The organism is Ruoffia halotolerans, from assembly GCF_014049385.1.
Lineage (GTDB): Bacteria > Bacillota > Bacilli > Lactobacillales > Aerococcaceae > Ruoffia > Ruoffia halotolerans.
In genome coordinates, this window is record NZ_JACAOA010000011.1 from 46,248 (window position 1) to 68,354 (window position 22,107).

The 22,107-nt window shown below is 37.6% G+C and carries 19 protein-coding genes and 1 pseudogene; 15 read left to right on the top strand and 5 right to left on the bottom strand.

What is annotated here, in order from left to right; translation table 11 throughout:
• The first annotated feature begins 186 nt into the window (after window positions 1–186).
• The 4 genes from HW423_RS05560 (at window position 187) to HW423_RS05575 (ending at window position 4,244) form a co-directional block, all read left to right on the top strand.
• A complete protein-coding gene (locus HW423_RS05560; RefSeq protein ID WP_218930947.1) occupies window positions 187–1,356 on the top strand; it encodes a nucleotide sugar dehydrogenase in 1,170 nt (389 codons plus the stop codon).
• 160 nt (window positions 1,357–1,516) lie between these two features.
• Window positions 1,517–2,416, top strand: a complete 900-nt coding sequence (locus HW423_RS05565) for an SDR family oxidoreductase (protein WP_218930948.1) — start codon at window positions 1,517–1,519, stop codon at window positions 2,414–2,416.
• Window positions 2,417–2,612: 196 nt separating this feature from the next.
• On the top strand, window positions 2,613–3,851 hold the full coding sequence (locus HW423_RS05570; RefSeq protein ID WP_218930949.1) for a mechanosensitive ion channel: 1,239 nt from the start codon (window positions 2,613–2,615) through the stop codon (window positions 3,849–3,851).
• A 219-nt stretch (window positions 3,852–4,070) separates the two neighbouring features.
• The gene (locus HW423_RS05575) at window positions 4,071–4,244 is read left to right on the top strand and encodes a tautomerase family protein (protein WP_218930950.1); all 174 of its coding nucleotides are present in this window, start codon (window positions 4,071–4,073) and stop codon (window positions 4,242–4,244) included.
• A 44-nt stretch (window positions 4,245–4,288) separates the two neighbouring features.
• Here HW423_RS05575 and HW423_RS05580 read toward each other — a convergent pair whose 3' ends face one another.
• Together HW423_RS05580 and HW423_RS05585 are read right to left on the bottom strand one after the other, a co-directional pair.
• Entirely contained in the window at window positions 4,289–5,146 is an 858-nt protein-coding gene (locus HW423_RS05580; protein WP_218930951.1) for a fructosamine kinase family protein, read from the bottom strand.
• A 22-nt stretch (window positions 5,147–5,168) separates the two neighbouring features.
• Window positions 5,169–5,780 carry a DUF2179 domain-containing protein gene (locus tag HW423_RS05585; protein ID WP_218930952.1) on the bottom strand — a complete coding sequence of 204 codons (612 nt, stop codon included), beginning with the start codon at window positions 5,778–5,780 and terminating at the stop codon, window positions 5,169–5,171.
• 136 nt (window positions 5,781–5,916) lie between these two features.
• On the opposite strand from HW423_RS05585, the gene HW423_RS05590 reads away from it, so the two are divergent.
• The 8 genes and pseudogenes from HW423_RS05590 (at window position 5,917) to HW423_RS05625 (ending at window position 14,687) form a co-directional block, all read left to right on the top strand.
• Entirely contained in the window at window positions 5,917–6,504 is a 588-nt protein-coding gene (locus tag HW423_RS05590; RefSeq protein WP_218930953.1) for a YdcF family protein, read from the top strand.
• Between the two features lie 73 nt (window positions 6,505–6,577).
• The gene (locus HW423_RS05595) at window positions 6,578–7,642 is read left to right on the top strand and encodes an acyltransferase family protein (RefSeq protein ID WP_218930954.1); all 1,065 of its coding nucleotides are present in this window, start codon (window positions 6,578–6,580) and stop codon (window positions 7,640–7,642) included.
• Window positions 7,643–7,883: 241 nt separating this feature from the next.
• Complete coding sequence (locus HW423_RS05600; RefSeq protein WP_218930955.1) at window positions 7,884–10,067, top strand: PTS transporter subunit IIABC; 2,184 nt, start codon at window positions 7,884–7,886, stop codon at window positions 10,065–10,067.
• A 383-nt stretch (window positions 10,068–10,450) separates the two neighbouring features.
• Window positions 10,451–11,317 (top strand): annotated as a pseudogene (locus HW423_RS05605) (family 1 glycosylhydrolase); the annotation flags it as partial.
• A gap of 236 nt (window positions 11,318–11,553) precedes the next feature.
• Window positions 11,554–12,528: a mannose/fructose/sorbose PTS transporter subunit IIA gene (locus HW423_RS05610; protein WP_218930956.1), complete on the top strand. Its 975-nt coding sequence runs from the start codon at window positions 11,554–11,556 to the stop codon at window positions 12,526–12,528.
• Window positions 12,529–12,545: 17 nt separating this feature from the next.
• The gene (locus tag HW423_RS05615) at window positions 12,546–13,349 is read left to right on the top strand and encodes a mannose/fructose/sorbose family PTS transporter subunit IIC (RefSeq protein ID WP_218930957.1); all 804 of its coding nucleotides are present in this window, start codon (window positions 12,546–12,548) and stop codon (window positions 13,347–13,349) included.
• Between the two features lie 15 nt (window positions 13,350–13,364).
• Window positions 13,365–14,315, top strand: coding sequence for a PTS system mannose/fructose/sorbose family transporter subunit IID (locus HW423_RS05620; RefSeq protein ID WP_218930958.1), 951 nt, complete (start codon window positions 13,365–13,367; stop codon window positions 14,313–14,315).
• 6 nt (window positions 14,316–14,321) lie between these two features.
• Window positions 14,322–14,687: a DUF956 family protein gene (locus HW423_RS05625; protein ID WP_218930959.1), complete on the top strand. Its 366-nt coding sequence runs from the start codon at window positions 14,322–14,324 to the stop codon at window positions 14,685–14,687.
• A gap of 343 nt (window positions 14,688–15,030) precedes the next feature.
• Here HW423_RS05625 and HW423_RS05630 read toward each other — a convergent pair whose 3' ends face one another.
• Together HW423_RS05630 and HW423_RS05635 are read right to left on the bottom strand one after the other, a co-directional pair.
• Window positions 15,031–16,113: a YsnF/AvaK domain-containing protein gene (locus HW423_RS05630; protein ID WP_218930960.1), complete on the bottom strand. Its 1,083-nt coding sequence runs from the start codon at window positions 16,111–16,113 to the stop codon at window positions 15,031–15,033.
• Window positions 16,114–16,337: 224 nt separating this feature from the next.
• Complete coding sequence (locus tag HW423_RS05635; protein ID WP_218930961.1) at window positions 16,338–17,660, bottom strand: nucleotide sugar dehydrogenase; 1,323 nt, start codon at window positions 17,658–17,660, stop codon at window positions 16,338–16,340.
• A 165-nt stretch (window positions 17,661–17,825) separates the two neighbouring features.
• Between HW423_RS05635 and galU the strand changes: the two genes are divergently transcribed.
• Window positions 17,826–18,725, top strand: a complete 900-nt coding sequence (gene galU, locus HW423_RS05640; RefSeq protein ID WP_218930962.1) for a UTP--glucose-1-phosphate uridylyltransferase GalU — start codon at window positions 17,826–17,828, stop codon at window positions 18,723–18,725.
• A gap of 42 nt (window positions 18,726–18,767) precedes the next feature.
• Here the strand turns inward: galU and HW423_RS05645 are convergent, their stop codons facing one another.
• Window positions 18,768–19,598: a hypothetical protein gene (locus HW423_RS05645; RefSeq protein WP_218930963.1), complete on the bottom strand. Its 831-nt coding sequence runs from the start codon at window positions 19,596–19,598 to the stop codon at window positions 18,768–18,770.
• Window positions 19,599–19,858: 260 nt separating this feature from the next.
• On the opposite strand from HW423_RS05645, the gene HW423_RS05650 reads away from it, so the two are divergent.
• Both HW423_RS05650 and HW423_RS05655 read left to right on the top strand, forming a co-directional pair.
• Window positions 19,859–20,332, top strand: a complete 474-nt coding sequence (locus tag HW423_RS05650) for a peptidoglycan amidohydrolase family protein (RefSeq protein ID WP_218930964.1) — start codon at window positions 19,859–19,861, stop codon at window positions 20,330–20,332.
• Between the two features lie 175 nt (window positions 20,333–20,507).
• Window positions 20,508–22,067 (top strand): muramidase family protein, encoded by a 1,560-nt coding sequence (locus HW423_RS05655; protein WP_218930965.1) that lies wholly within the window; start codon window positions 20,508–20,510, stop codon window positions 22,065–22,067.
• The last annotated feature ends 40 nt before the right edge of the window (window positions 22,068–22,107 follow it).

Genomic DNA, 22,107 nt, shown 5'->3' on the forward strand with positions numbered 1-22,107 from the left:
TATCGCGGGAGTGAATACACTTGGGAAGGAGTGGGGATATGATTGATTAATAGTGGAAGGGAATTTCATAGCCATTTAGTGGTCTATTTTTTTACTCTCATCCCCCCAAAAAAACCTCCTCATCTGTTATAATTAGCACATAAGGAAATAAAGTTTAACTATTATTAGCGACAAGGAGAACTAAATATGAATATAACAGTAGTAGGCTTAGGTTACGTTGGGCTATCGAATGCGATTTTATTAGCTCAGAACAACAACGTCCGTGCCTTGGAGATTGTTCAAGAGAAAGTCGACTTAATTAACCAAGGTAAGTCACCCATCTCTGATGAAGAAATCCAAAAATACTTATCTAGTAAAGATTTAACGCTCGAAGCAACCTCAGATAAAGAATATGGCTTCGGTCATGAGCCTGAATTTGTCGTTGTCGCAGCACCGACGGATTATGATGATGTGAAGGATCACTTCAATACAGTTGCTTTAGAAAGTGTTATTAAAGATGCATTAGAGTATGCACCAAATGCAACTATTATTATTAAATCAACCATTCCAGTAGGATATACACGTCGTATAAATGAACAATTCAAGACGGATAATATTATTTTCTCACCGGAATTTTTACGTGAAGGGAAAGCTCTTCTAGATAATTTATATCCATCAAGAATTATCGTTGGGGAAAAATCTGAGCGTGGGCAAACTTTTGCGAATTTGATGTTAGAAGGTGCTATTGCTGACGATGTTAAAGTCTTACTGATGGACGCAACTGAAGCGGAAGCAGTGAAATTATTCTCGAATACTTATTTAGCGTTACGTGTGTCATATTTTAATGAGTTGGACACTTATGCGGAAACTAAAGGATTGAATACTAAAGCAATTATTGATGGGGTAAGTTTAGATCCTCGAATTGGTGATTACTACAACAATCCTTCTTTTGGTTACGGTGGTTATTGTTTACCAAAAGATACGAAGCAATTATTAGCAAACTATAAAGACGTACCGAATAATTTAATTCGTGCAATTGTTGAGTCGAATGCAACTCGTAAAGGCTTTGTAGCGAATCAAGTTCTAGCAAAAGAGCCTAAAGTTGTTGGGATTTATCGCTTAGCTATGAAGACAGATTCGGATAACTTCCGTCAGGCTGCGATCTTCGATATTATGAGAGAAATGCGCGCTGAAGGGGTTGAAGTGATTATTTACGAGCCGAGCTTAAATGCTGACGTTTTTGAAGGGTATCGAGTCCTTAGTGATATTAATGAATTTAATCTAACTTCAGATGTGATTTTAGCGAACCGCATTGCTGAAGAAATTGAAGAAGTACGTGAGAAAGTATATACACGTGATATTTACAACGAAAATTAATTTAAATTTAGCCATTCATTTTAAACGAAGTGAATGGTTTTTATTTGCACATAGTTCAGTAGTAAGGATTGAAAACTTTATATAGTATAAAGCATATGATTAACATTAGAAAATTCATCATGTTATAATTCAATTATCTTAGCAAAGGGAGGACACTGTAATGACAAACAACAATGAAGATCCGAGAAAAAAATATTATACAGACGGTTTCTCAGAGAAAAATGAAGATGTCGCAAAGTCACCAGCGCTACAAAAGGATATGAAACCTGTACCTGATTGTGGGGAAGAGTCATATAAAGGTAAAGGGCGTTTAGAAGGACGTCATGCGTTAATTACTGGTGCAGACTCTGGAATTGGCCGGGCAGCGGCAATTGCTTTTGCACGTGAAGGTGCGGACGTTGCGTTTCAGTATTTTCCAGGAGAAGAACCAGACGCCCAAGAGGTTCGCGAATTAATTGAAGCAGAAGGACGAAAAGCGTTATTAATTCCAGGCGATTTACGTGAAGAAGGCGTAGCAACAGAATTAATCAACAAAACTGTCGAAGAATTCGGTGACATTGATATCTTAGTACTGAACTCTGGTCAACAAATCGCTCATGAAAAATTAAGTGACTTATCAATGAAACAAGTGAATGATACATTCAAAGTTAATATTATTAGTATGTTTGAAGCGGTTAAGGCTGCCGAGAACCACCTGAAACCTGGAAGCTCAATTATAACAACAACTTCTGTTCAAGCATCAAACCCATCAGCATCTCTATTAGACTATGCCGCAACAAAAGGTTCTATTTCTAACTTTACAGTAGGAATGTCTAAGTATTTCGGAGAAAAAGGGGTGCGCGTGAATTCAGTGGCACCAGGACCAATTTGGACGCCGCTTCAGTTAGATAACGGAAAACTTGAAGGAGACTTAGAAACATTTGGTCAAACTGAAACACTTGAACGTGCAGGACAGCCCGTTGAATTAGCGCCTGTTTACGTGTTTTTAGCTTCAGAAGAAGCAAGTTATGTCACAGGTCAAATATATGGTGTGACAGGTGGACAAGATATTAGTTTATAAGATGTTTATATATAAATTAAAATTAATATAATACTAAGAATAAAAATAGTTACTTTGTTATATTTATATAACAAAGTAACTATTTTTTGTTTGAAGTAAAATGAATACTTATCATTATAAGAGGTATATCATTTTACATTATGATTCCAGATGATATACTTGTAATATAATTTAAAATATTTTAGGAGGAAATTATATGGATTTTTCATCATTCTTTGCGACACTTGGCGCAATGTTACCAGGAATTATCGGAGCACTATTACTGTTGATTGTAGCTCTAATTCTTGCATGGGGACTTAAACGTCTAACAATTAAAGGACTAGAGAAGGTTGGTTTTAGTCGCCGTACACAATCATGGGGCATGGCTAAGACAGAGGAGGAAGGTCAGCAATATACTGAAACGGTTGGATCAATCGTTTACTTTGCGACACTGTTATTCTTCTTACCAGGAATTTTAAACGGTTTAAATGTGGGTGGCGTTATGGACCCTATCGTGAACATGTTTAATAAATTCTTTAGCTACATTCCGAACATTTTAACAGCGATTGTTATTCTAGTCGCTGGTGCTTACTTCTGTAAGTTCGTTAAAAAGCTTGTCCACAACCTATTATTAAGTTTAAACATTGATAAATGGTATGCAAAACTAACGGGTAGTACAACAGGTGCTGACGTAAATGAAGGTCAGATTGCTGAAGTACTTGCGACAGTTGTTTATGTATTAATCTTTATCCCAATTTTAACTGTAGCACTTGAAACATTAGGTATTAAATCAATTTCAGAACCGATTGTAGCAGTATTAAATCAAATCTTAAGTGCTATTCCTAATATCATTACAGCTGCTGTATTACTAATTATTGGTGGTGTTGTAGCGAAATTATTAGGTGACTTAATTGAAAACTTATTAGCAACAACAGGTGTTGATAAATACTCACGTTACTTAAACTTCCGTTCAGAAGTTTCTGACGTTAAAATTTCAAACATTACAGCGGCAGTTGTTAAAGGTGTGTTGATGTTATTCTTCTTAGTTGAAGCAATTTCTGTATTAAACTTAGAAGTTCTTAATACCATTGGTGCAGCAATCATTGCTTACATCCCATTAGTATTAAGCGCGATTATCATCTTAGCAGTTGCATTAATCGGTGGAAACATCTTAGCTAACTTTATTTCAAAAGCAACTGGTAACAAGTTATTTGGTGAAGTCATCCGTTACGCGATTATCGTTTTAGGAGCATTCATGATCTTAGAACAATTACACATCGCTCAAACAATTGTTAATGCTGGATTCATTATTATCCTTGGTGCAGCTGGTCTAGCAGTAGCGTTAGCCTTTGGTTTAGGCGGACGCGACTTTGCGGCTCGCCAATTAAACAAAGCGGATAAAGCCATTGACGAAGAGATTGACAAAGCTGAAGATAATAACAACCATACAATTTAAGCTATTGATAGAAGCCGGCTAAACTTTAGTCGGCTTCTTTTTTGTGCAAAATAGTGGAGTGGGGTGTTCAACTAGAGGAATATAAAATAATTCTTCCAGCTGTCCCAATTAACTGGAACAATAATAAAAATTCGTCCACTTAAACTTACCAACACTATCTTTTGCGCATACCTATCCTAAAAGAGTATAATAAACTAAAACAATAATGGAGGGGTTAGAATGCCTTTTGTACGAATTCAATCTAAAGAAGGACGCACGCCAGAACAGAAAGAAGCTTTAGCAAAAGCAATCATTGAATCGATGATTGACCAAGGCTATGCGAATAAGGAAGCGATTCGTGTCATCTTTGAAGATATGGCTAAAGAAGACTTTTACAGTGGAGAAGACTACTAAAGACACAACTACCCCTTGAGAACCTCAGGTCTCAAGGGGTATTTTTATGCATTCAATATGATGCTCATCGATTGATCAACAGATGATTCATAGGTTGCACCAAATTTGTGTAGATGAACCATTAATAAGTAAAGGCGGTAGAACTCGATGCGTAATTCTGAACCTTCAGAAAGTGGGTAAGCTTCATCATAAGCAGCGTAGAAGTCAGAATTAAAGCCACCAAATACTTTAGTCGCACCCAAATCAAATTCGCGGTCACCGTACATAGAAGCGGGGTCAAATAAAGCAGGACTACCGTCAGACAAGAACATATAGTTACCTGCCCATAAGTCACCATGCAGTAATGACGGGTCACTTTTGTGTCGAGTTAACTCATCCACCATAATTTGTCTCACTTGTTGATAAGTATCGCTTTGACGTTGATTCCATTTATTGTTATCCACAAGCAGCCTGTGAAGTTTGTCCATCCGTCTTTCGACGAAAAGCTCAAGCCAAGAATCAGTCCATGAATTATCGAACTGAATGTCAGCTCCTTCATAAGGAGCGTCAAAGCCGTATAAGCCGTCATCAGAGTGATACTGATGCAATTGGGCAACCATTCTTCCTAATTCACGTTGACTCCCATTTTTACCTTCCTCGAGGTAGCTAAGCAATAAATAAGCATCACCTTGATTTTCACCTGAATCAATCACTTGCGGTACAGTGATTCCAGCTTTAGCCATTTCTTCTAAGCCTGTAATCTCACCTGTATAAAAGTCAGCACTGCGATCCGCTTGGACGAGTAAGAAGTAAGGTTTAGAATTTGTTTCCACTCGAAAGGCTTGGTTTACATCGCCTCCTGATACAGGGATGATTTCTTGAATTGAATCGATAGGTAATATATCTTTCCAGTTATGACTCATTGAATAAGCGCCTCCTTCTTGATTATTCAATATATTCATCTTTAGTTATAACCTCATCTGGCTTTTCAAAGCCTTCTTTTTGGTCTTGTTCAAAGTTTTCTTCAATGATTTGTGGTGGGCTAATATGTTTCGTCCAGAAGCCTCCGTGAATGTATTTTGCATCATATGAGATGAAAAATGCGTTCGGGTTTAGTTCATTAATTGTGTTACGCAAAGCTTTCTCAGTAGAACGTGGCGTGAGAATCGTTAAGACTAACCGGTTTCCATTCCGTCCATAACCAGGTTGAATTGTCACCCCATAGCCATGTTCCCTTAAAGAATCTGCCAACACATGGTTGTCGTCTTCTGTGAATACTTGCATTACTGAATAACCTAAAGCAATCCGGTTCTCCACTAACATACCTAAGTAAATCCCAACGCCAAAACCTAAAGCGTAAAAGATGAGGTACATGATGTTTTCTTCAATGTATGACATCACCATTGACAAGCCGAGTGTGTAAATCGTTATTTCGATAATAGCTAAAATCGGAGCAAGGTTCCGGTAACCTCGCATCGTCAGTAATGTTCGAATCGTGTTTAACATAATATATACTAAGTTGATGGCAAAAATCTGTCCTAATACAAGCCAGTTCATAAATCAAAGGCCTCCTTTTAGTCATCTCTAAAGTAAATGTTACAGTAAATTAAATTTTATGTAAATTAACTCGCTGTTTGTAGCTATATTTATAGGTTATGATAAAATAAGTTATCATTTGAAAAGAGGTAAAACTATGAAGAAATGGTTAAAGCAATTAGCAGTTCTGATTGTATTGTTTTGGTCTTGGCATGCTGTATGGCTCTACTTCAATTTAGATGTTGGAGAGACTCCTGTACTCAGCGATGTTATCATCGTACCTGAAGGTGGAGATGGGCGTGAGGATCAAGCTGGCCGACTATTACACGATGGTTATTCACTATCCGACCGAATCATTGTCTCACCTCTTTATGGAGAGAACATAAATCTTTTACCTCATTATCAAAATGCAGGTGTAAGAGAAGATCAAATTATCGCTGAAAATGAAGCAACAAGTACTTACACAAATGCAGTAAAAACATTAAATTTAATGGAAGAGAATGGTTGGAGTTCTGCTCTAGTCGTGACTTCTGATTACCACACAAGACGGACACGCATGATTTATGAGCGAGTAAACCGTCATTATGACTTTAATCTAACTTATATTTCAGCTTACGTCTATACGAACGAGGGTGAAGTCATTACTTATCTTGATACACCTGGCCTTCGCAGTGCAGGGCGTCGTGAAATTTACAAATATTATGGTTACCTATTTGGCTTATATCACTTCTTGGATTTAGATTAATGGTCATTTCTTTAGACTTTTGAGTTTAGAAGCGGTATTATGTATCTTCTAAAAAAATTGAATAGGGGATTACATGTCAAAAAATTACAATATTGATAAGGTGAAGTTTGTTGCTGCTATTGGAGTAGTACTCATTCATGTATTTGCATTTATCGATTCGGCATATAATGAACCTTTGATTGAACTACAATGGCCTCGCGCTATATTTAATTACGCTGTACCTTTGTTCTTCGCAATTACAGGTTATATATTGTCAAGCCGAACAAATGAATATATGTTAAAGTACGCAAGCAGTGTTTTACGTTTATTTATTTCTATGTCATTATTTTATTACGTGGTGTCTTTACTCATGGCAGGCCTCGAAGCTTGGCTATATGAAGAACCTGTCATGGATGCTGTGATGGTCATCTTCCGTTCTAAAACGTGGCGACAATTTGCGCAAGGAACGATTGGATCTTACCATCTATGGTACTTATGGGCGAGCTTTCTAGGTATCTCGTGCCTGTACGGCTTAAATAAGATAATCAACTCACCAAAAACCTTAATCGTAAGTGTATTTGCCTTATATCTTGTAACGCTTTACTGTCTTCAAAATGGTCTGTTAACTGATATATTACGTTACGGAGGCTTCCCCAAAGCCTTAATGTATACAAGTATCGGCTATTATGTAGGGGGGCAAGGGGATTACTGGAAGTATAACTGGCGTGTCTTAATTGGTTGGATGTTTGTCTATGTTGTTACTTTTGGCTTTTTCTACCAAGGAGAATATATTGAATTATTATTTATTCCAGTGATTTACTTAGTGATTACTTTCTTTAATCGATACAAAGGTGAAGAAACAGTGATCGCGAAATTAGGGGATTACTCGGACCAAATTTATCTTTTACATGCTTTGGGTATTAATGTATACGGCCTATTACTGTTCGTCTTTCCAAAGCTTCAGATTCACTCACTTCCCATTCGCGTTGTATTGATTACATTGTTCGCAGTTGTCTTTTCACTTCTGGTATACATACCACTCAACCGCTTTTATTTGGAACCAATGCAACATCGGCTAAAGAAACTGCGTTTCAAATTTAAAGGCAATAATAAACCAGACAATAAAATAGATTTGGCTCAGAGCACATCGAATTCATAAATCCGATGTGTCTTTTTATTGTCTGATGATTTTTGGGATAAATTCCGAATGTTAGATCGGATTCGCAATAATATAGTTAAAGTCATCAGACTAATTTGTAACGATATTTTAACTGCAAAAAAAATGGTAACGGAATTAAAGAAATATCATTACATTAACAGTTGTACATAATATTAAAAATGGTATAATTGGTACGGTTTTATCTATAGTTATAAATATTTTGAAAGGGGAATCGTTTTTTATGAACGGAAAATTCTTTAACCTAATGCAAACATTAGGTAGATCTTTCATGTTACCGATCGCTTTATTACCGGTAGCTGGTCTGTTTCTTGGTATTGGTGCAACCATTACTGGGGACGCATTTGTTGCACAGTGGGGCTTAGAAAATATTCTAGGCGAAGGTACAATCCTTAACGGGATCTTAAGTATCTTGACTGATGTTGGAGACATTATTTTTGGAAATCTGGCATTGTTATTCGCAATTGCGGTGTCGAGTAGTTTAGCTAATGCCCGTAAAGAGGTTGCGGCACTTTCGGCCGTTATTGGTTACTTAGTCATGTATCAATCAATTACTAGTACATTGGCAAACTTTGGTGACATTGAGACATTAAAAGGAATCAACGGTTTAGTTGGTTCAGTCTTAGGTTTTGAAGAAACATTGAATACAGGAGTATTCGGTGGGATTATTATCGGGTTAGTTGTTGCATACTTACACAACAAATTCTACCGTGTTAAATTCCCAGATGCTTTATCATTCTTCGCGGGAACTCACTTTGTTCCAATTATCTCAACCGTTGCTGCTTTAATCGTTGGTGCAATCTTAGCCTTCGTGTGGCCATTCATCGGTGGGGGAATTGCTTGGTTAGGTGAGACAATCGCAGGATCTGGTCCAATAGGTGGGTTCTTCTACGGTTACGTATACCGTGCATTAATTCCATTCGGATTACACCACGTGTTCTACTTACCATTCTGGCAAACGGCTATGGGTGGTTCTATTGAGGTTGCTGGTGAAGTAGTTAACGGAGCGCAAAACATTGTCTTCGCTCAATTACAAAATGGTGACGTTATTAGTCCAGAAGCGGCTAAATACTTCTCATTCGCATTCCCAATGATGTTAGTTGGTTTCCCAGCTGCAGCATTAGCAATGTACCATACAGCTAAACCTGAACGTAAAGATGATGTTAAAGGTCTTTTATTCTCAAGTTCATTAACATCATTCTTAACAGGTATCACCGAACCAATTGAATTCTCAATTCTATTCGCATCACCAGTATTATACTTTGGAGTGAATGCGGTATTAGCAGGTCTTTCAGTTGTTATTGTTCAATTATTAAATATTGGGGTTGGGTTTACCTTCTCTGCTGGTTTCTTAGACTTCTTCTTATACGGTATGTTACCGGGTAATGAGAGAACTAACTGGATTATCTTAGCGATTTATTCAATTATTTGGGGTCTAGTTTACTACTTCCTATTCCGTTGGGCGATTACGAAATTCGACTTAAAAACACCCGGTCGTGAAGATGATGAAGAAGAAACTCGTTTACGTAGTAAAGATGAGTACCGTGAAGAACATGGTATTGGTCAAGCTGCTAAAACAACAACAACTTCATCTACAGGTGAATTAACTGAAGATGAGTTACGCTCACAACAAATTTTAGAAGGTCTTGGTGGACAAGACAACTTAGCAAGCTTTACTAACTGTGCAACACGTCTACGTGTGACCGTTGAAGATGGTGAGCAAGTGAATCAAGCACAATTACGTCGTACAGGTGCTGCTGGAGTTACTGTAAGTGGTAAATCTGTACAAGTTATCTATGGTACTCAAGTTGGTGGAATTGCGACTGACTTAGAAGATTATATTAACCGTGTTAACAAAGGTGAAATTCAAGTCACTGAAGCTACTTCTAAAGAAGCAGAAGTAGTTGTGGATGAAGAGCCAAAAGCAACTCCAGCAAAAGAAGCGACTGAACAAACAGTTGAAGGAATCGCAAGTCCATTAACAGGTCGTGTGGTTGCTTTAACAGATGTTCCAGATGCAGCTTTTGCAAGTGAAGCATTAGGTAAAGGGGCAGCAATTGAGCCAACAATTGGTGAAGTTGTATCACCAGTTAATGGTAAAGTTGTTACTGTATTCCCAACGGGTCATGCAATTGGTTTACAAACTGAAGCTGGCGCTGAAATCTTAATTCACATCGGTCTTGATACAGTTAATTTAGACGGTAAAGGCTTCAATGTGTTAGTTGATGCAGACGAAGAAGTAACTGTTGGACAAAAATTAGTTGAATTCGATATTGATCTAATTAAAGAAGCTGGTTACTCAACAATTACACCTGTTGTTGTAACAAACACAGCAAACTATAACAATGTCTCTGCTTCTGAGTTAGAAACAGTTAACGCAGGTGACGAGTTAATTACAATCGAATAATGATTGGAATTAATAACTAAAGTTTATAAAGAAACCGCTAGTATCGGAAAAGGTACTAGCGGTTTCTTTGCCTTCTTAGGGATGATAGCGTTTAACAGGAAGAATTTAAATTCATTCATCCAGCTAAGCCAAATAATAGGAACAACTCAATCCAATTCTTCCGCTTCTACTAAATAAAGCATACTAATCAAAGGGTATAACTTACATATTTCAAGTATTTAAACTACTTAAGGAAGAAAGCATCAGGTCGTTATAAATTTTCAGGAAGTAGATATATATGTATAAATTTCCAGAAGGATTCTTGTGTGGTACATCTACATCCGGTCCATAAAGTGACGGTTTATAACCTGGAAAAAGCTTAATTTGGAGATATTACTTTAGTTGGAATTAATACACCGAAAAAAGACTTATCTGAGCAAGATCTATACCAAGCAGTGCATCATGAATTAGTGGCGAGTGCCTTAGCAACTAAGATTGGTCATGAAATTAATCCAGACTTCCAGAGTGGTTGTATAGTACTCGCGATGCCAGCTTATCCAATGACACCGAACCCAGAAGATGTCCTATCAGCGCGTCACTTTGAGAATAGTAATTATTTATTCTCAGATATTCACGTTCGAGGCGAATATCCTGGTTACGCTAAACGTCTATTCAAAGAAAAAGGAATCGAGATTGAGTTTGCGGAAGGTGATGCAGAATTATTAAAGGAAAACACAGTGGACTTCATCTCCTTTAGTTACTATATGAGTACTGCTATAGCTGCTAATCCTGAAGAATACGATAGCGGCGTGGGTAATTTACTCGGTGGTGTTAACAACCCATACTTAGAAAGTTCTGAATGGGGATGGCAGATTGACCCAGTCGGCTTACGCATTGTACTAAACGAATTCTGGGATCGTTACCAAAAACCACTATTCATCGTAGAAAACGGTTTAGGTGCCAAGGATGTTCTAGTTGAAGGTGCCGACGGTGAGATGACAGTAGAAGATGATTACCGAATCAACTACCTTGAGAAACATTTACAACAAGTTGGTGAGGCAATCAAAGACGGTGTTGAGTTGATGGGTTACACAACTTGGGGCTGCATCGACTTAGTCTCAGCTTCAACAGCAGAATTGAGTAAACGTTACGGCTTCATATACGTAGACCGCAATAACGACGGATCAGGTACTTTAAACCGCTACAAGAAAAAATCATTCGACTGGTATAAAGAAGTAATCTTAACAAACGGCGAAAGTTTATACAAATGAATTTAAGGGAGCTGCCTACATTTTAAGTAGGTGGCTTTTTTAATGGGGGAAAATCGGAAGTTAGTAAACGAATTTATTAGGGCTACGAGATTCCACTCTCGCATCAAAATTTCCAAGCAAATTCCACCAAATTATTATAAATAATTATTCATAATTTGCTAGCAAGCATTTGTAACCGTTTACACTGAGTGGTATAATTTCTATGTAAGGCATTTTTGAGTAGAGGAGGAAGAAAGATGGTAAGTATTATTTTGGCGAGTCATGGAAAGTTTGCTGAAGGATTATTACAATCAGCACAGATGATTTTTGGAGAGCAGGATCAGATTGAAACTGTGACCTTTATGCCAGAGGAAGGGCCGGAAGATTTGAAAGCCAAGTTGGAGACAGCTATTTCGTCATTTAGTTCAGATGCAGAGATTTTATTCCTAGTCGACCTTTGGGGAGGGACACCGTTTAATCAAGCGAATATTTTATTTGAGGAGATGTCAGAACGGGCTGCGATTGTATCTGGAATGAATTTGCCGATCTTACTTGAAGCTTTAGGAACACGGATGGGAATGGAGAAAGCACACGAAGTTGCGACGCACATTCGTGGTCAGGAACAAAGTGGTATTCGCGTTCGACCCGATGAGTTAACCCCAGAGATAGAAGCGGGGGTTATTTCTGAAACAAGTGGGCGAGCGCAATTAGAGCCAGGAACAGTGATTGGAGACGGTCAGATAAAATACGTCTTGGCGAGAGTCGATACTCGTCTATTACACGGACAAGTGGCAACTGGTTGGGTAAAAAGTGTGAATCCAACCCGAATCATTGTTGTATCAGATAAGGTGGCCAATGACGAGATGCGTAAGACATTAATTAAACAAGCGGCACCTCCAGGCATACGGGCGAATGTAATACCGATTGCTAAATTAGCAGAGATCAATGAAGATCCGCGATTTGGTGGTACAAGAGCGCTTCTATTATTTGAAACGCCACAAGATGTGTTGGAAGCAATTAATCAAGGGGTTGACATTGATGAAGTGAACTTAGGATCCATGGCACATACAAAAGGAAAAGTCATGATTAATAACTCAGTTTCCGTTGACGATGATGACGTGAAGACAATTATGGAGCTAAAAGATAAAGGCGTAAAATTCGATGTACGTAAAGTGCCGGCGGATTCAGCTCAAAATCTTGAACGGCTACTTAAAAAACAAAATTTAATATAGATTAAGGAGGATTCAAAATGACAGACATTACATTAATTCAAGTTGCCCTTATTATTATAGTGGCGCTTTTTGCAGGATTTGAAAGTGTTCTGGATGAGTTCCAATTACATCAGCCTATTATTACGTGTACGTTAATCGGACTTATTACAGGTAATCTAGCTGAAGGACTTTTATTAGGAGGGCAATTACAACTGATTGCCTTAGGCTGGATGAACATTGGTGCAGCGATGGCACCTGATGCTGCTTTAGCCGGCGTTGTTTCTGGGATTTTAGTATTAGTCCAAGGAGCCTCAATGGGTGAAGGGATCGCGGTGGCGATTCCGTTAGCAATTGCTGGACAAGTGTTAACTATCTTTATTAGAACGGTTGCGGTAGGTTTATCTCATTATGCTGACCGCAAAGCAGAAGAAGGAAATATTAATGGTGTAGCATCTGCGAACATCCTAGCTCTAATGTTACAAGGCTTACGTGTTGCGGTTCCGGCTGGTTTAATTTTAATGGTTTCAGCTCAAACAGTAACTGATGCCTTAAATGCCATTCCAGATATTATTACTGGTGGATTGAATGTTGCCGGTGGAATGATTGTTGCGGTAGGTTACGCAATGGTTATTAATATGATGGCTTCAAAAAGCTCATGGCCATTTTTCTTCATGGGATTTGCTTTAGCAGCAGTATCTGAACTGAATTTAATTGCCATGGGTATTATTGGTTTAAGTATTGCTCTCGTTTATATTTCTATTGCACCACAATTTAACAATAATTCAGGTGGTGGTGGAAATTCCGTCGAAGCTGCTTTAGATGACATTTTAGAAGATTATTAGATAGGAGGGTATAAAATGACTGAAGAAGTAAGAAAAGATCGTATAAAATTAACAAGAGCGGATCGGATGCGCGTGTCATGGCGAATGACTTTTATACAAGCATGTTGGAACTTTGAGCGGATGCATAACGTGGGTTGGGTATACGCCTTAATTCCTGCGATTCGAAAATTATATACAACAAAAGAAGATAGAAGTGCTGCACTTCAACGTCACTTAGAATTCATTAATACTCACCCGTACTTACAAGCGCCAATTGCTGGGGTTGTACTTGCTTTAGAAGAAGAGAAAGCAAATGGTACTGATATTGATGACCAGGCGATTCAAGGTGTGAAAGTTGGGATGATGGGACCTCTGGCGGGAGTTGGTGACCCAGTATTCTGGGGAACTTTAAGACCTGTATTAGGTGCTTTTGCGGCGTCACTCGCTTTATCTGAAAGTATTTTTGGACCGATTATTTTCTTCCTAGCATGGAATATTATCCGTATCTTATTCTTATGGTACACACAAGAATTGGGATATAGATCTGGGAACGAAATCACAAAAGACTTAAGTGGGGGTGTTTTACAAAAAATTACTCAAGGGGCGTCAATTCTAGGAATGTTTATTATGGGAGTGTTAGTGCCAAGATGGACAACCATGAACTTCCCCTTAGTACTATCTCAAGTAGAAAATAACCCGGATACAATGGTTGATTTCCAAGCATTGACTGATCAAGCGAACAGTAACGCTTTGTCTGTCGACACGATACGGGATATTATTCTACAAGTCCAATCGGGAGCGAATGTCGCGACTGAAACGACGATGACCTTGAATGACGTACTAAATGATTTGTTACCAGGGTTAATGCCACTAATTCTAACGTTCGCATGTATCTGGCTACTCCGTAAGAAAGTGAGCCCAATCGCGATAATCGGTGGAATATTTGTCCTAGGAATTGCGCTATATTCAGTTGGAATTATGGGTTAATGTTAAATGTCAGCTGATTTTTTAAATGCAACGGTTGAATATACTACACGTGTCAATGCAATGTTGAACCCAATTATTCCCAAATCTGGTTTGTTATTAATGGGTGAGAAGGGAATTGAGTTCCGCTCAGAAAAAGGTCCGGGCTTTATTCAAATCCCCTGGACTTCTGTTGAAAATATCTTCGTGCAAATGTTATTCGGCGGACGTTATGTCCGCGGGTTTACAATCGCGACAGATGAAGGGCAGCTATTTGAATTTGTGGTCAATGATGCGAAAGATACTTTGAAATACATGCGCAAGTATCTTGAACGTGGCGTTTTTCAAGCGAGTAAAAGTAATATCAGTAAAGTATTAGGCCAATTCAAGAAATAAATAAAAGAACTTGTTCTGTAGCAACTCGCTTTAAGAAGTTGTTGTAGGATAAGTTCTTTTTTGTTCACTCCACTAAAAATATCCACTCATGACGGATTGTCTGCAAAATCTTTAACTTTTTACTACTCTGTCTACGATTATTACCACAGAAATAACCTGAGTCCACGTATGAAAGGGGTATGTCTCTGGTTGCCCAAGTTCATACGGCCAGTAAAAATTCGCAAATACGTATTCGAAAAAGATTCGAGCGCTCGATTCCACATTGGACTATATTTTCTCAAACAAAAAAGCCGAGGAGCATTGTGCCCCTCGACAATCATATTGAATTGCTGAAAATAATCTATTATAGTCTAGTATCTTCGTCTTTGAAACGATCAGTTTCGTCATTGACACGACCAGTTTCGTCATCGACTTCTAATTCTTCATGACGCGTTGTTTCCGTTACAGTTTCACGGTCAGTGTGAGTTGTTTTCTCAACTTCAACTTCGTCAGTAACTACTGTTTCTTTGTCTACAACAACTTCTTCCTCAGAAACTGGAATAACGATTTCTTCTTCTTGGAAAGCGTCTCCGTCAGCGACGTTATCTGGAGTGTCCGTCGGTGTTGAGTGGCGAATATGAATTTCTTCGCGCTCAACTGGAACTTCAATCGTTTCAGTGTCTTCAACTACTTCTTTTGTAATTGACACATCACCTATGTCTTTTTTACGTACATCAGCATGTACTTGTTCTTCATGTAGGCGAATACGTTCTGTTTCAGTACCAGTTTCTGTATCAGCGTCAGGAGCAAATTCTCCGACAGGTTCACCATGAGCTTCGATATGAGTTTCTTCACCAACGATGTGTGGATCATAGTCATTATCTTCAACATTCACATCATCGTAATCATAATCTGGTTCAGTGTTCTCTGTAGTTCCAGCAACATAAGCAGCATCGCCATCGATTGTTTCAGGTGTATCTTCTGATAAACCAGCTGATGTTCCTACTGCTCCAGAGAATGCTGCAGTTTCAGTATTGACTGTATCAGTTGGCGTCGTATCAGAAACATAGTCATCTGTTCTTACTTCACGTGTTTCAGTTGTATTAAAGGCAGGAAGTTGACTTTCAAATTCTTGGTCAACTAATACTAATAGTTCATCGCGACTTAATGAGTCTTCGTATTGCGTTAAATCAACGTTTTCAAATTCTTCATCGTTATCGTCATCGTCCCAGCCAAATAATTTTGCAAAGAATCCACGATTGTCTTCATGTTGCTCGTCCAATAATTCACCATAAGAGATAAATTCTGCTTCGCCATTATATGCATGTGCTTGTGATCCAACTAGAGCGACGCTATCGCGAGGAACGCCTTGATTAATAACATGTGCCACTGCGTCTTCTGCTTCAACGACTGTAGGGTAAACCCCATAAACGTATTTCTTAACCATAAAACAACTTCCTTTCTTTTTTTAAACTGTTCTATGCATTAAGTATAAAACAAAAATGATGTGAATATAAAGTAAAACGCCTCGAGAGAATGAAATACTTTTATTTAAGAATATATCAATTTTACTATATAAAGATAATGAATAAGTCGTATATCCAAGAAAATATAATTATAAATTTTGAAAAATGTAAACAAAAAACCAGCACAAAATGTACTGGTTCATTATTATAGACGCCAGAAACTGTAACCAGCTTCAGTATAAGCCTCTTTATTTAAGATACTTTTCACATCTAAAATGATGCGTTTTTCATTCGCTAAATCTTGATTAAATAGGGCAGTGATTTCTTCAAAAGAAAGAGCTTTGAATTCATCATGTCCAACAGCTAAAAGAACGGCATCAGCATCTTTAACGTCAGCTAAATCAGTTAACGATACACCATACTCAGCTTTAGCATCCTCTGAGTTCGCCCATGGATCTACAATAGTTGGTTTAATATCATATTCACGGAGGCGTTTAATAATGTCATTCACTTTTGAATTACGTGTATCTGGAGTATGTTCTTTAAACGTTAAACCAAGGATAACTACATTAGAATCAATGGGTGTTTTACCCGTACGGATTAATTCTTTAATTAGTTTATCGGCAATAAATTCACCCATGCCATCATTAATTTGACGACCGTTTGAAATAATTTGACTATGGTAGCCTAAGTTCTCAGCCTGATATACAAAGTAATATGGATCCACGCCAATACAGTGGCCACCGACTAGTCCAGGGGTGAAGCCGAGAGCGTTCCATTTTGTATTCATTGCATCAATAACGTCTTTAGAATCAATCCCCATACGGTCAAAAGCAAGAGCTAATTCGTTCATAAAAGCGATATTAATATCACGTTGTGAATTCTCAACCACTTTCGCAGCTTCAGCGACTTTAATACTAGGGGCTTTATGAACACCCGCTTTAACAACAATCTCATACACTTTTCCAATTTCATCTAAATACTCTGGAATCGATGATGAGACGATTTTTGTAATGGTTTCAAGTGTATGGACCTTATCTCCTGGATTAATTCGCTCAGGCGAATATCCAACAACAAAATCAACACCATGTGTTAAACCAGACTCTTCTTCAAGAATTGGAATACAGACATCTTCAGTCACGCCAGGGTACACAGTTGACTCATAAACGACGATAGACCCTTTAGAAAGGTTTTGTCCAATCGTGCGGGTTGCACTTGTCACAGGCGTTAAATCAGGCGTTTTGTCATGATTAATCGGTGTCGGAACTGAGACGATTAAGAAACAAGCCTCTTTTAATTTAGCAGGATCATTCGTAAATTCTAAATCCGTTTCTTTAATCGCGTCATCACCAACTTCTTTAGTTGGGTCCACGCCTTCTTTATAAAGTTCGATTTTCTTAGGATTATAATCATACCCAATTGTATCAATTTGTTTTGCAAAAGAAATTGCGATGGGCATACCAACATAGCCTAAGCCAATCACAGCTAGCTTTGCTTCTTTATTTAGTAATTTGTTATATATTTCCATGTGTTTCTCCTCTATTCATTATATCTTGGATATTATAACAGAAAATGATTAGATTGTTGAGTTATCTGTACTTCTACATAAAATTATATAAACACCACCGAACCGGTGGTAAACTAAAATCAAATTAGATATACTATATTTGTATGAGAAAGAGGAGGTTTGAATATGTCGAAAATTCGTAAAGCAGTCATTCCCGCAGCCGGTTATGGAACGGGCTTTCTGCCAGCGACAAAGGCACAGCCAAAGGAATTATTACCAATTGTTGATAAGCCCATTATTCAATTTATTGTTGAAGAAGCATTTGCTTCTGGGATTGAAGAAGTTTTAATCATTACTGGCAAACATAAACGTTCAATTGAGGATCACTTCGATTCGAATCCTGAGCTAGAAGACAATTTAGAAAGCAAAGGAAAAGACGCTTTATTAAAAATTGTCAAAGAAACAACAAAAGAAAATTTATTCTTTGTGCGTCAATCTTATCCAAAAGGACTAGGAGACGCTATCGGACACGCACGTGCCTTTGTTAATAATGAGCCATTTGTCGTGATGTTAGGCGACAACATAATGCACAGTGAAGTGCCAGTGGCGAAGCAATTGATGGATTTATATGACAAAAATAAATCAGCTAACTTAGCAGTCGTGGAAGTGCCAGACGAATTAACGTCCAAATACGGTATGATTAAAGTGGACCGCCAGGACGACAATGATGATACAGTTTACAGTGTGTCTCACTTTGTTGAAAAACCAGTGGCAGAAGAAGCACCAAGTAACTTAGCTATCGCAGGACGTTACATTCTAACACCTGAAATTTTCGATATATTAGAAAAAATAGCACCCGGTGTCGACGACGAATTACAATTGACTGACGCCATCGATCAACTTAATAAAACACAAAGAGTCTTTGCTAAAAAAGTTGAAGGAAAACGTTATGACGTTGGAAATAAGATTGGCTATATGAAGATGAGTCTTGAATATGGTTTAGAGCATCCGGAAACTGCTGAAGAATTCTCTGAATACATTCTTCAATTAAGTGATAAATTAGAAGCTGAGGACAGTAAGGAGTAATAAATAAATAGCTAACTTTCAGACTAGAAAGTTAGCTATTTTCTATCTAATTTTATTTTTAATAGAAGGTTTAAATAATTTTTGATGCATGTGTGCAAAAGACAAGCGAGTACGATAAGTCTCGTGCTTTCGCCGAGTAGTGGATTTTAAGTAGCTGTGTATTTGATTGTATTTTATGAATTGAGCCAAATCTATCTTAGCATTCAAACGGTCTTTGTAAGGGACACGTTTCTTGGTGAAAATCTTGAAAGCAGGATTACCAATATAAGCTTGTAATTGAGTAGGTTCAAATATTAAATCTTTTTCATTCATCAGGACTTGGAAGTCATACCAAAAGTTTACGAGTTGAAAAGCGTAACTGATTTGTGACATTACCAGTGATAGCCGATTGTTAAGAGAAATAGTTAGTTTTGAATAGTTATCCAAGTCAAACATTAATTGAATCGACTGGATTTTAACTGGGTCGTCTTTTTGTGTCTGGATATGTAAATCATTTATGAATGTGATATTTACCCAGTCTGAATGCTTATTTTCAGGATTTCTTAGCCGAATAAACACCTTATTTTTATTTACATATGGAAAGATCGTTCTTGGTCGATTGAATGTAGACTTTAGAAATTGTGACCATCTTTGATAGTTATAACCAAATGTTGAGAAAAACTCTTCTGTTAAGCGGGTTGTCGACCATTTACTTTTATAAAACTTACCACTTCGGTCTATGATTAAACTTCCAAAGGTGGAGTTTAAGTGACGAATCGTCATCACATATATAATTTCTAATTGACAGAGGGCGCTATGATCTAATTCAGTAGCTTTCTCCAAATAATGGTTAATAGGAAAGTCAGACTCGTTTTGAGGCAGGAAATGAATCATTTAAAAAGGTTCCTTTCGAAGTAATAATTCTTTATAAAAATAATAGATAACAAAACAAATATAGCATACTTTAATACTTTATCTATAAAATTTATGTAAAGAATATGTAAAGGTAATGTAAATAAAAATAGACCGCTTTCAAAGTAGAATAAGATAATATTCTTATGGCATTATAATACGGGCGAATAGTAAATCCGTGGTAACTAACCTAATTCATGTTATTATAAAAGTATTAAAAAACGAAGTAAGGAGGTAAAGCTTTGGCTAGTCGTACAGCAGTTATACAATGGTATTTAGATCATGAAGGTAAAGTCACTTATGCAAAATCTAAAGAAAAGCGCTGCGGACCAGATAGTTACGATAGTGCCAGTGCTATGTTTAGCGCACTTATAGCGGGGCGTTTCTTACCTTATGGCTCGGGACTTGGTTCGATGTCTTTACTACTTCAATTAGATAATGTCTTATTACACGAAATCAAACGAAATGAAATCCAAGCAGGCGATATCTTTATCGCTGGTTTTAATCGAAAACACCTATCTGAACATGCATATACAGGTGTTGCTTTGGACTTTCACAATGTTATATATTGTATTGAAGATGCTGATGGCATCATTCGGACTACCAATCATGGATGGTCCAGTCGATTAGTGAAATGGTACCGTTTAGCGGAACCTATTGATACAGATTTTAAACCGAGGAAATTTATTTCAGGAAAAACAGTTTTTGTTAGATGAGTTGAACTTTTTAATGAAAATAAACGAATTATGAGAAATTTACAAATAAAAGGGATAAGAACTGTTTCTTTATAATTACAAGTTTGTAAAACGATTGTAATTTCTTTATTGATTAGAAATTTGATGATAGAATGGTATAGAAGTGTCTTATTAGAACAAGAAGGAGCGTAGTGACATGAAATTAAATAAAATTAAAAGATTAGGAAAATCTTTACTATTATTATCCGCTATTGCGTTAGCACCAGTTTCAACGGCAATAGCTCAATCTACACACACTGTCCAAAACGGTGAGTGGCTATGGGGAATCGCAAGACAATATGGTGTCACAGCGGGCGATATTATGGCAGCAAACGGCCTAACGAGTGAGTGGATTGATGTTGGAATGACTTTATCAATTCCTGCATCAGGTAGTGGCGTAACTGACAACGGTGGTTACTATACTGGAGCTCAATCAGGTGTCCATACAGTATCTGCAGGTGAATACTTAGAAAGTATCGCTTATATGTACGGTGTGACAGTTGATCAATTAATGGCATGGAATGGCTTAACAAGTACTTGGATAGACGTTGGTGACCAACTTGTCCTTTATGGTCCTTCAAATGCAACACCAGCTTATGATTACGATTATGACTATGGTTATAATCACGGTCAAAGCTATGATAATTGGTATACAATCCAATCTGGGGATACATTATCAGGTATTGCAGCCGTTTACGGGGTGAGTGTTTCAGAATTAATGGCTATGAACGGTCTTGGAACTGACTGGCTAATCGCTGGAAATAAAATTTCAGTACCTAACGGACCGGTTGACTATCAAGCACCTCCAGCATGGACACAAGCAAATGCACAAAATGGTGCCCATATTGTTCAATCAGGTGATATCTTATCAAGTATCGCTTTAACATATGGTGTAACCGTTGACGAACTACGTGCTTGGAATGGCTTAACATCTGATTGGTTAGATGTTGGTGACGTTATTTATGTGGTGCCAACAGGTGGACCGGTTCAAACAATGCCTGAATCACAGAAAGACTCACCATCAGAAACACCAACAAAAACTGAAGAGTCATCACAAGAATCTGATGCTTCTAGCGAAGATGAAGAAGCAACAGATGACGAAACTAGAACAATTAACTTAGCTGATTTACCAGAAGCAGCACGTCCAAAAACACATGTTGTTCAACCAGGTGATAACGTATGGCGTATTGCTAAGCAATATAGCATTTCAGCCGATAGTTTACGTAACTGGAACAATTTAGAAGATGATAGTCTATTAGTTGGTACAGAACTATTTGTTTCTAACCCTGCTTTAATTCCAGACGTACATGAAGTAGCGGAAGGTGAAAACCTTTATACAATTGCAATGGATTACAACACAACTGAGCAATTAATTATGGAATGGAATGAATTAGAATCAAACGAAGTCGTTGAAGGCGATATGATTGTTGTATCAGATCCACATCCAGAAACTCATGAAGTAGAACCTGGCCAAACTTTAGAACAAGTGGCTGAATTATACGAAATTACTTTAGAAGAATTACGTGAGTGGAACGGTATTCCAGAGACAGTAACGATTGTTAACGGGACGTTAATCGTATCAAATCCAACTGGAACAGATAATGACACAACAAATAGTATTGAACCTGTTGAATCTGGAGAAGTATCAGAAACTTCTGAAGAATCTACAGAAGAAGCATCTGCGGACGAATCAACAACTGAAGAATCTGCTGAGTAATACAATGAATCATAACAACGCAAAAGCGTCAGGAAGTGTT

What these genes read in the sequence shown, in the direction of transcription:
- HW423_RS05560 (WP_218930947.1), top strand. Translation starts at nt 187, where the DNA reads ATGAATATAACAGTAGTAGGCTTAGGTTACGTTGGGCTATCGAATGCG.
- HW423_RS05565 (WP_218930948.1), top strand. Translation starts at nt 1,517, where the DNA reads ATGACAAACAACAATGAAGATCCGAGAAAAAAATATTATACAGACGGT.
- HW423_RS05570 (WP_218930949.1), top strand. Translation starts at nt 2,613, where the DNA reads ATGGATTTTTCATCATTCTTTGCGACACTTGGCGCAATGTTACCAGGA.
- HW423_RS05575 (WP_218930950.1), top strand. Translation starts at nt 4,071, where the DNA reads ATGCCTTTTGTACGAATTCAATCTAAAGAAGGACGCACGCCAGAACAG.
- HW423_RS05580 (WP_218930951.1), bottom strand. Translation starts at nt 5,146, where the DNA reads ATGAGTCATAACTGGAAAGATATATTACCTATCGATTCAATTCAAGAA.
- HW423_RS05585 (WP_218930952.1), bottom strand. Translation starts at nt 5,780, where the DNA reads ATGAACTGGCTTGTATTAGGACAGATTTTTGCCATCAACTTAGTATAT.
- HW423_RS05590 (WP_218930953.1), top strand. Translation starts at nt 5,917, where the DNA reads ATGAAGAAATGGTTAAAGCAATTAGCAGTTCTGATTGTATTGTTTTGG.
- HW423_RS05595 (WP_218930954.1), top strand. Translation starts at nt 6,578, where the DNA reads ATGTCAAAAAATTACAATATTGATAAGGTGAAGTTTGTTGCTGCTATT.
- HW423_RS05600 (WP_218930955.1), top strand. Translation starts at nt 7,884, where the DNA reads ATGAACGGAAAATTCTTTAACCTAATGCAAACATTAGGTAGATCTTTC.
- HW423_RS05610 (WP_218930956.1), top strand. Translation starts at nt 11,554, where the DNA reads ATGGTAAGTATTATTTTGGCGAGTCATGGAAAGTTTGCTGAAGGATTA.
- HW423_RS05615 (WP_218930957.1), top strand. Translation starts at nt 12,546, where the DNA reads ATGACAGACATTACATTAATTCAAGTTGCCCTTATTATTATAGTGGCG.
- HW423_RS05620 (WP_218930958.1), top strand. Translation starts at nt 13,365, where the DNA reads ATGACTGAAGAAGTAAGAAAAGATCGTATAAAATTAACAAGAGCGGAT.
- HW423_RS05625 (WP_218930959.1), top strand. Translation starts at nt 14,322, where the DNA reads ATGTCAGCTGATTTTTTAAATGCAACGGTTGAATATACTACACGTGTC.
- HW423_RS05630 (WP_218930960.1), bottom strand. Translation starts at nt 16,113, where the DNA reads ATGGTTAAGAAATACGTTTATGGGGTTTACCCTACAGTCGTTGAAGCA.
- HW423_RS05635 (WP_218930961.1), bottom strand. Translation starts at nt 17,660, where the DNA reads ATGGAAATATATAACAAATTACTAAATAAAGAAGCAAAGCTAGCTGTG.
- galU (WP_218930962.1), top strand. Translation starts at nt 17,826, where the DNA reads ATGTCGAAAATTCGTAAAGCAGTCATTCCCGCAGCCGGTTATGGAACG.
- HW423_RS05645 (WP_218930963.1), bottom strand. Translation starts at nt 19,598, where the DNA reads ATGATTCATTTCCTGCCTCAAAACGAGTCTGACTTTCCTATTAACCAT.
- HW423_RS05655 (WP_218930965.1), top strand. Translation starts at nt 20,508, where the DNA reads ATGAAATTAAATAAAATTAAAAGATTAGGAAAATCTTTACTATTATTA.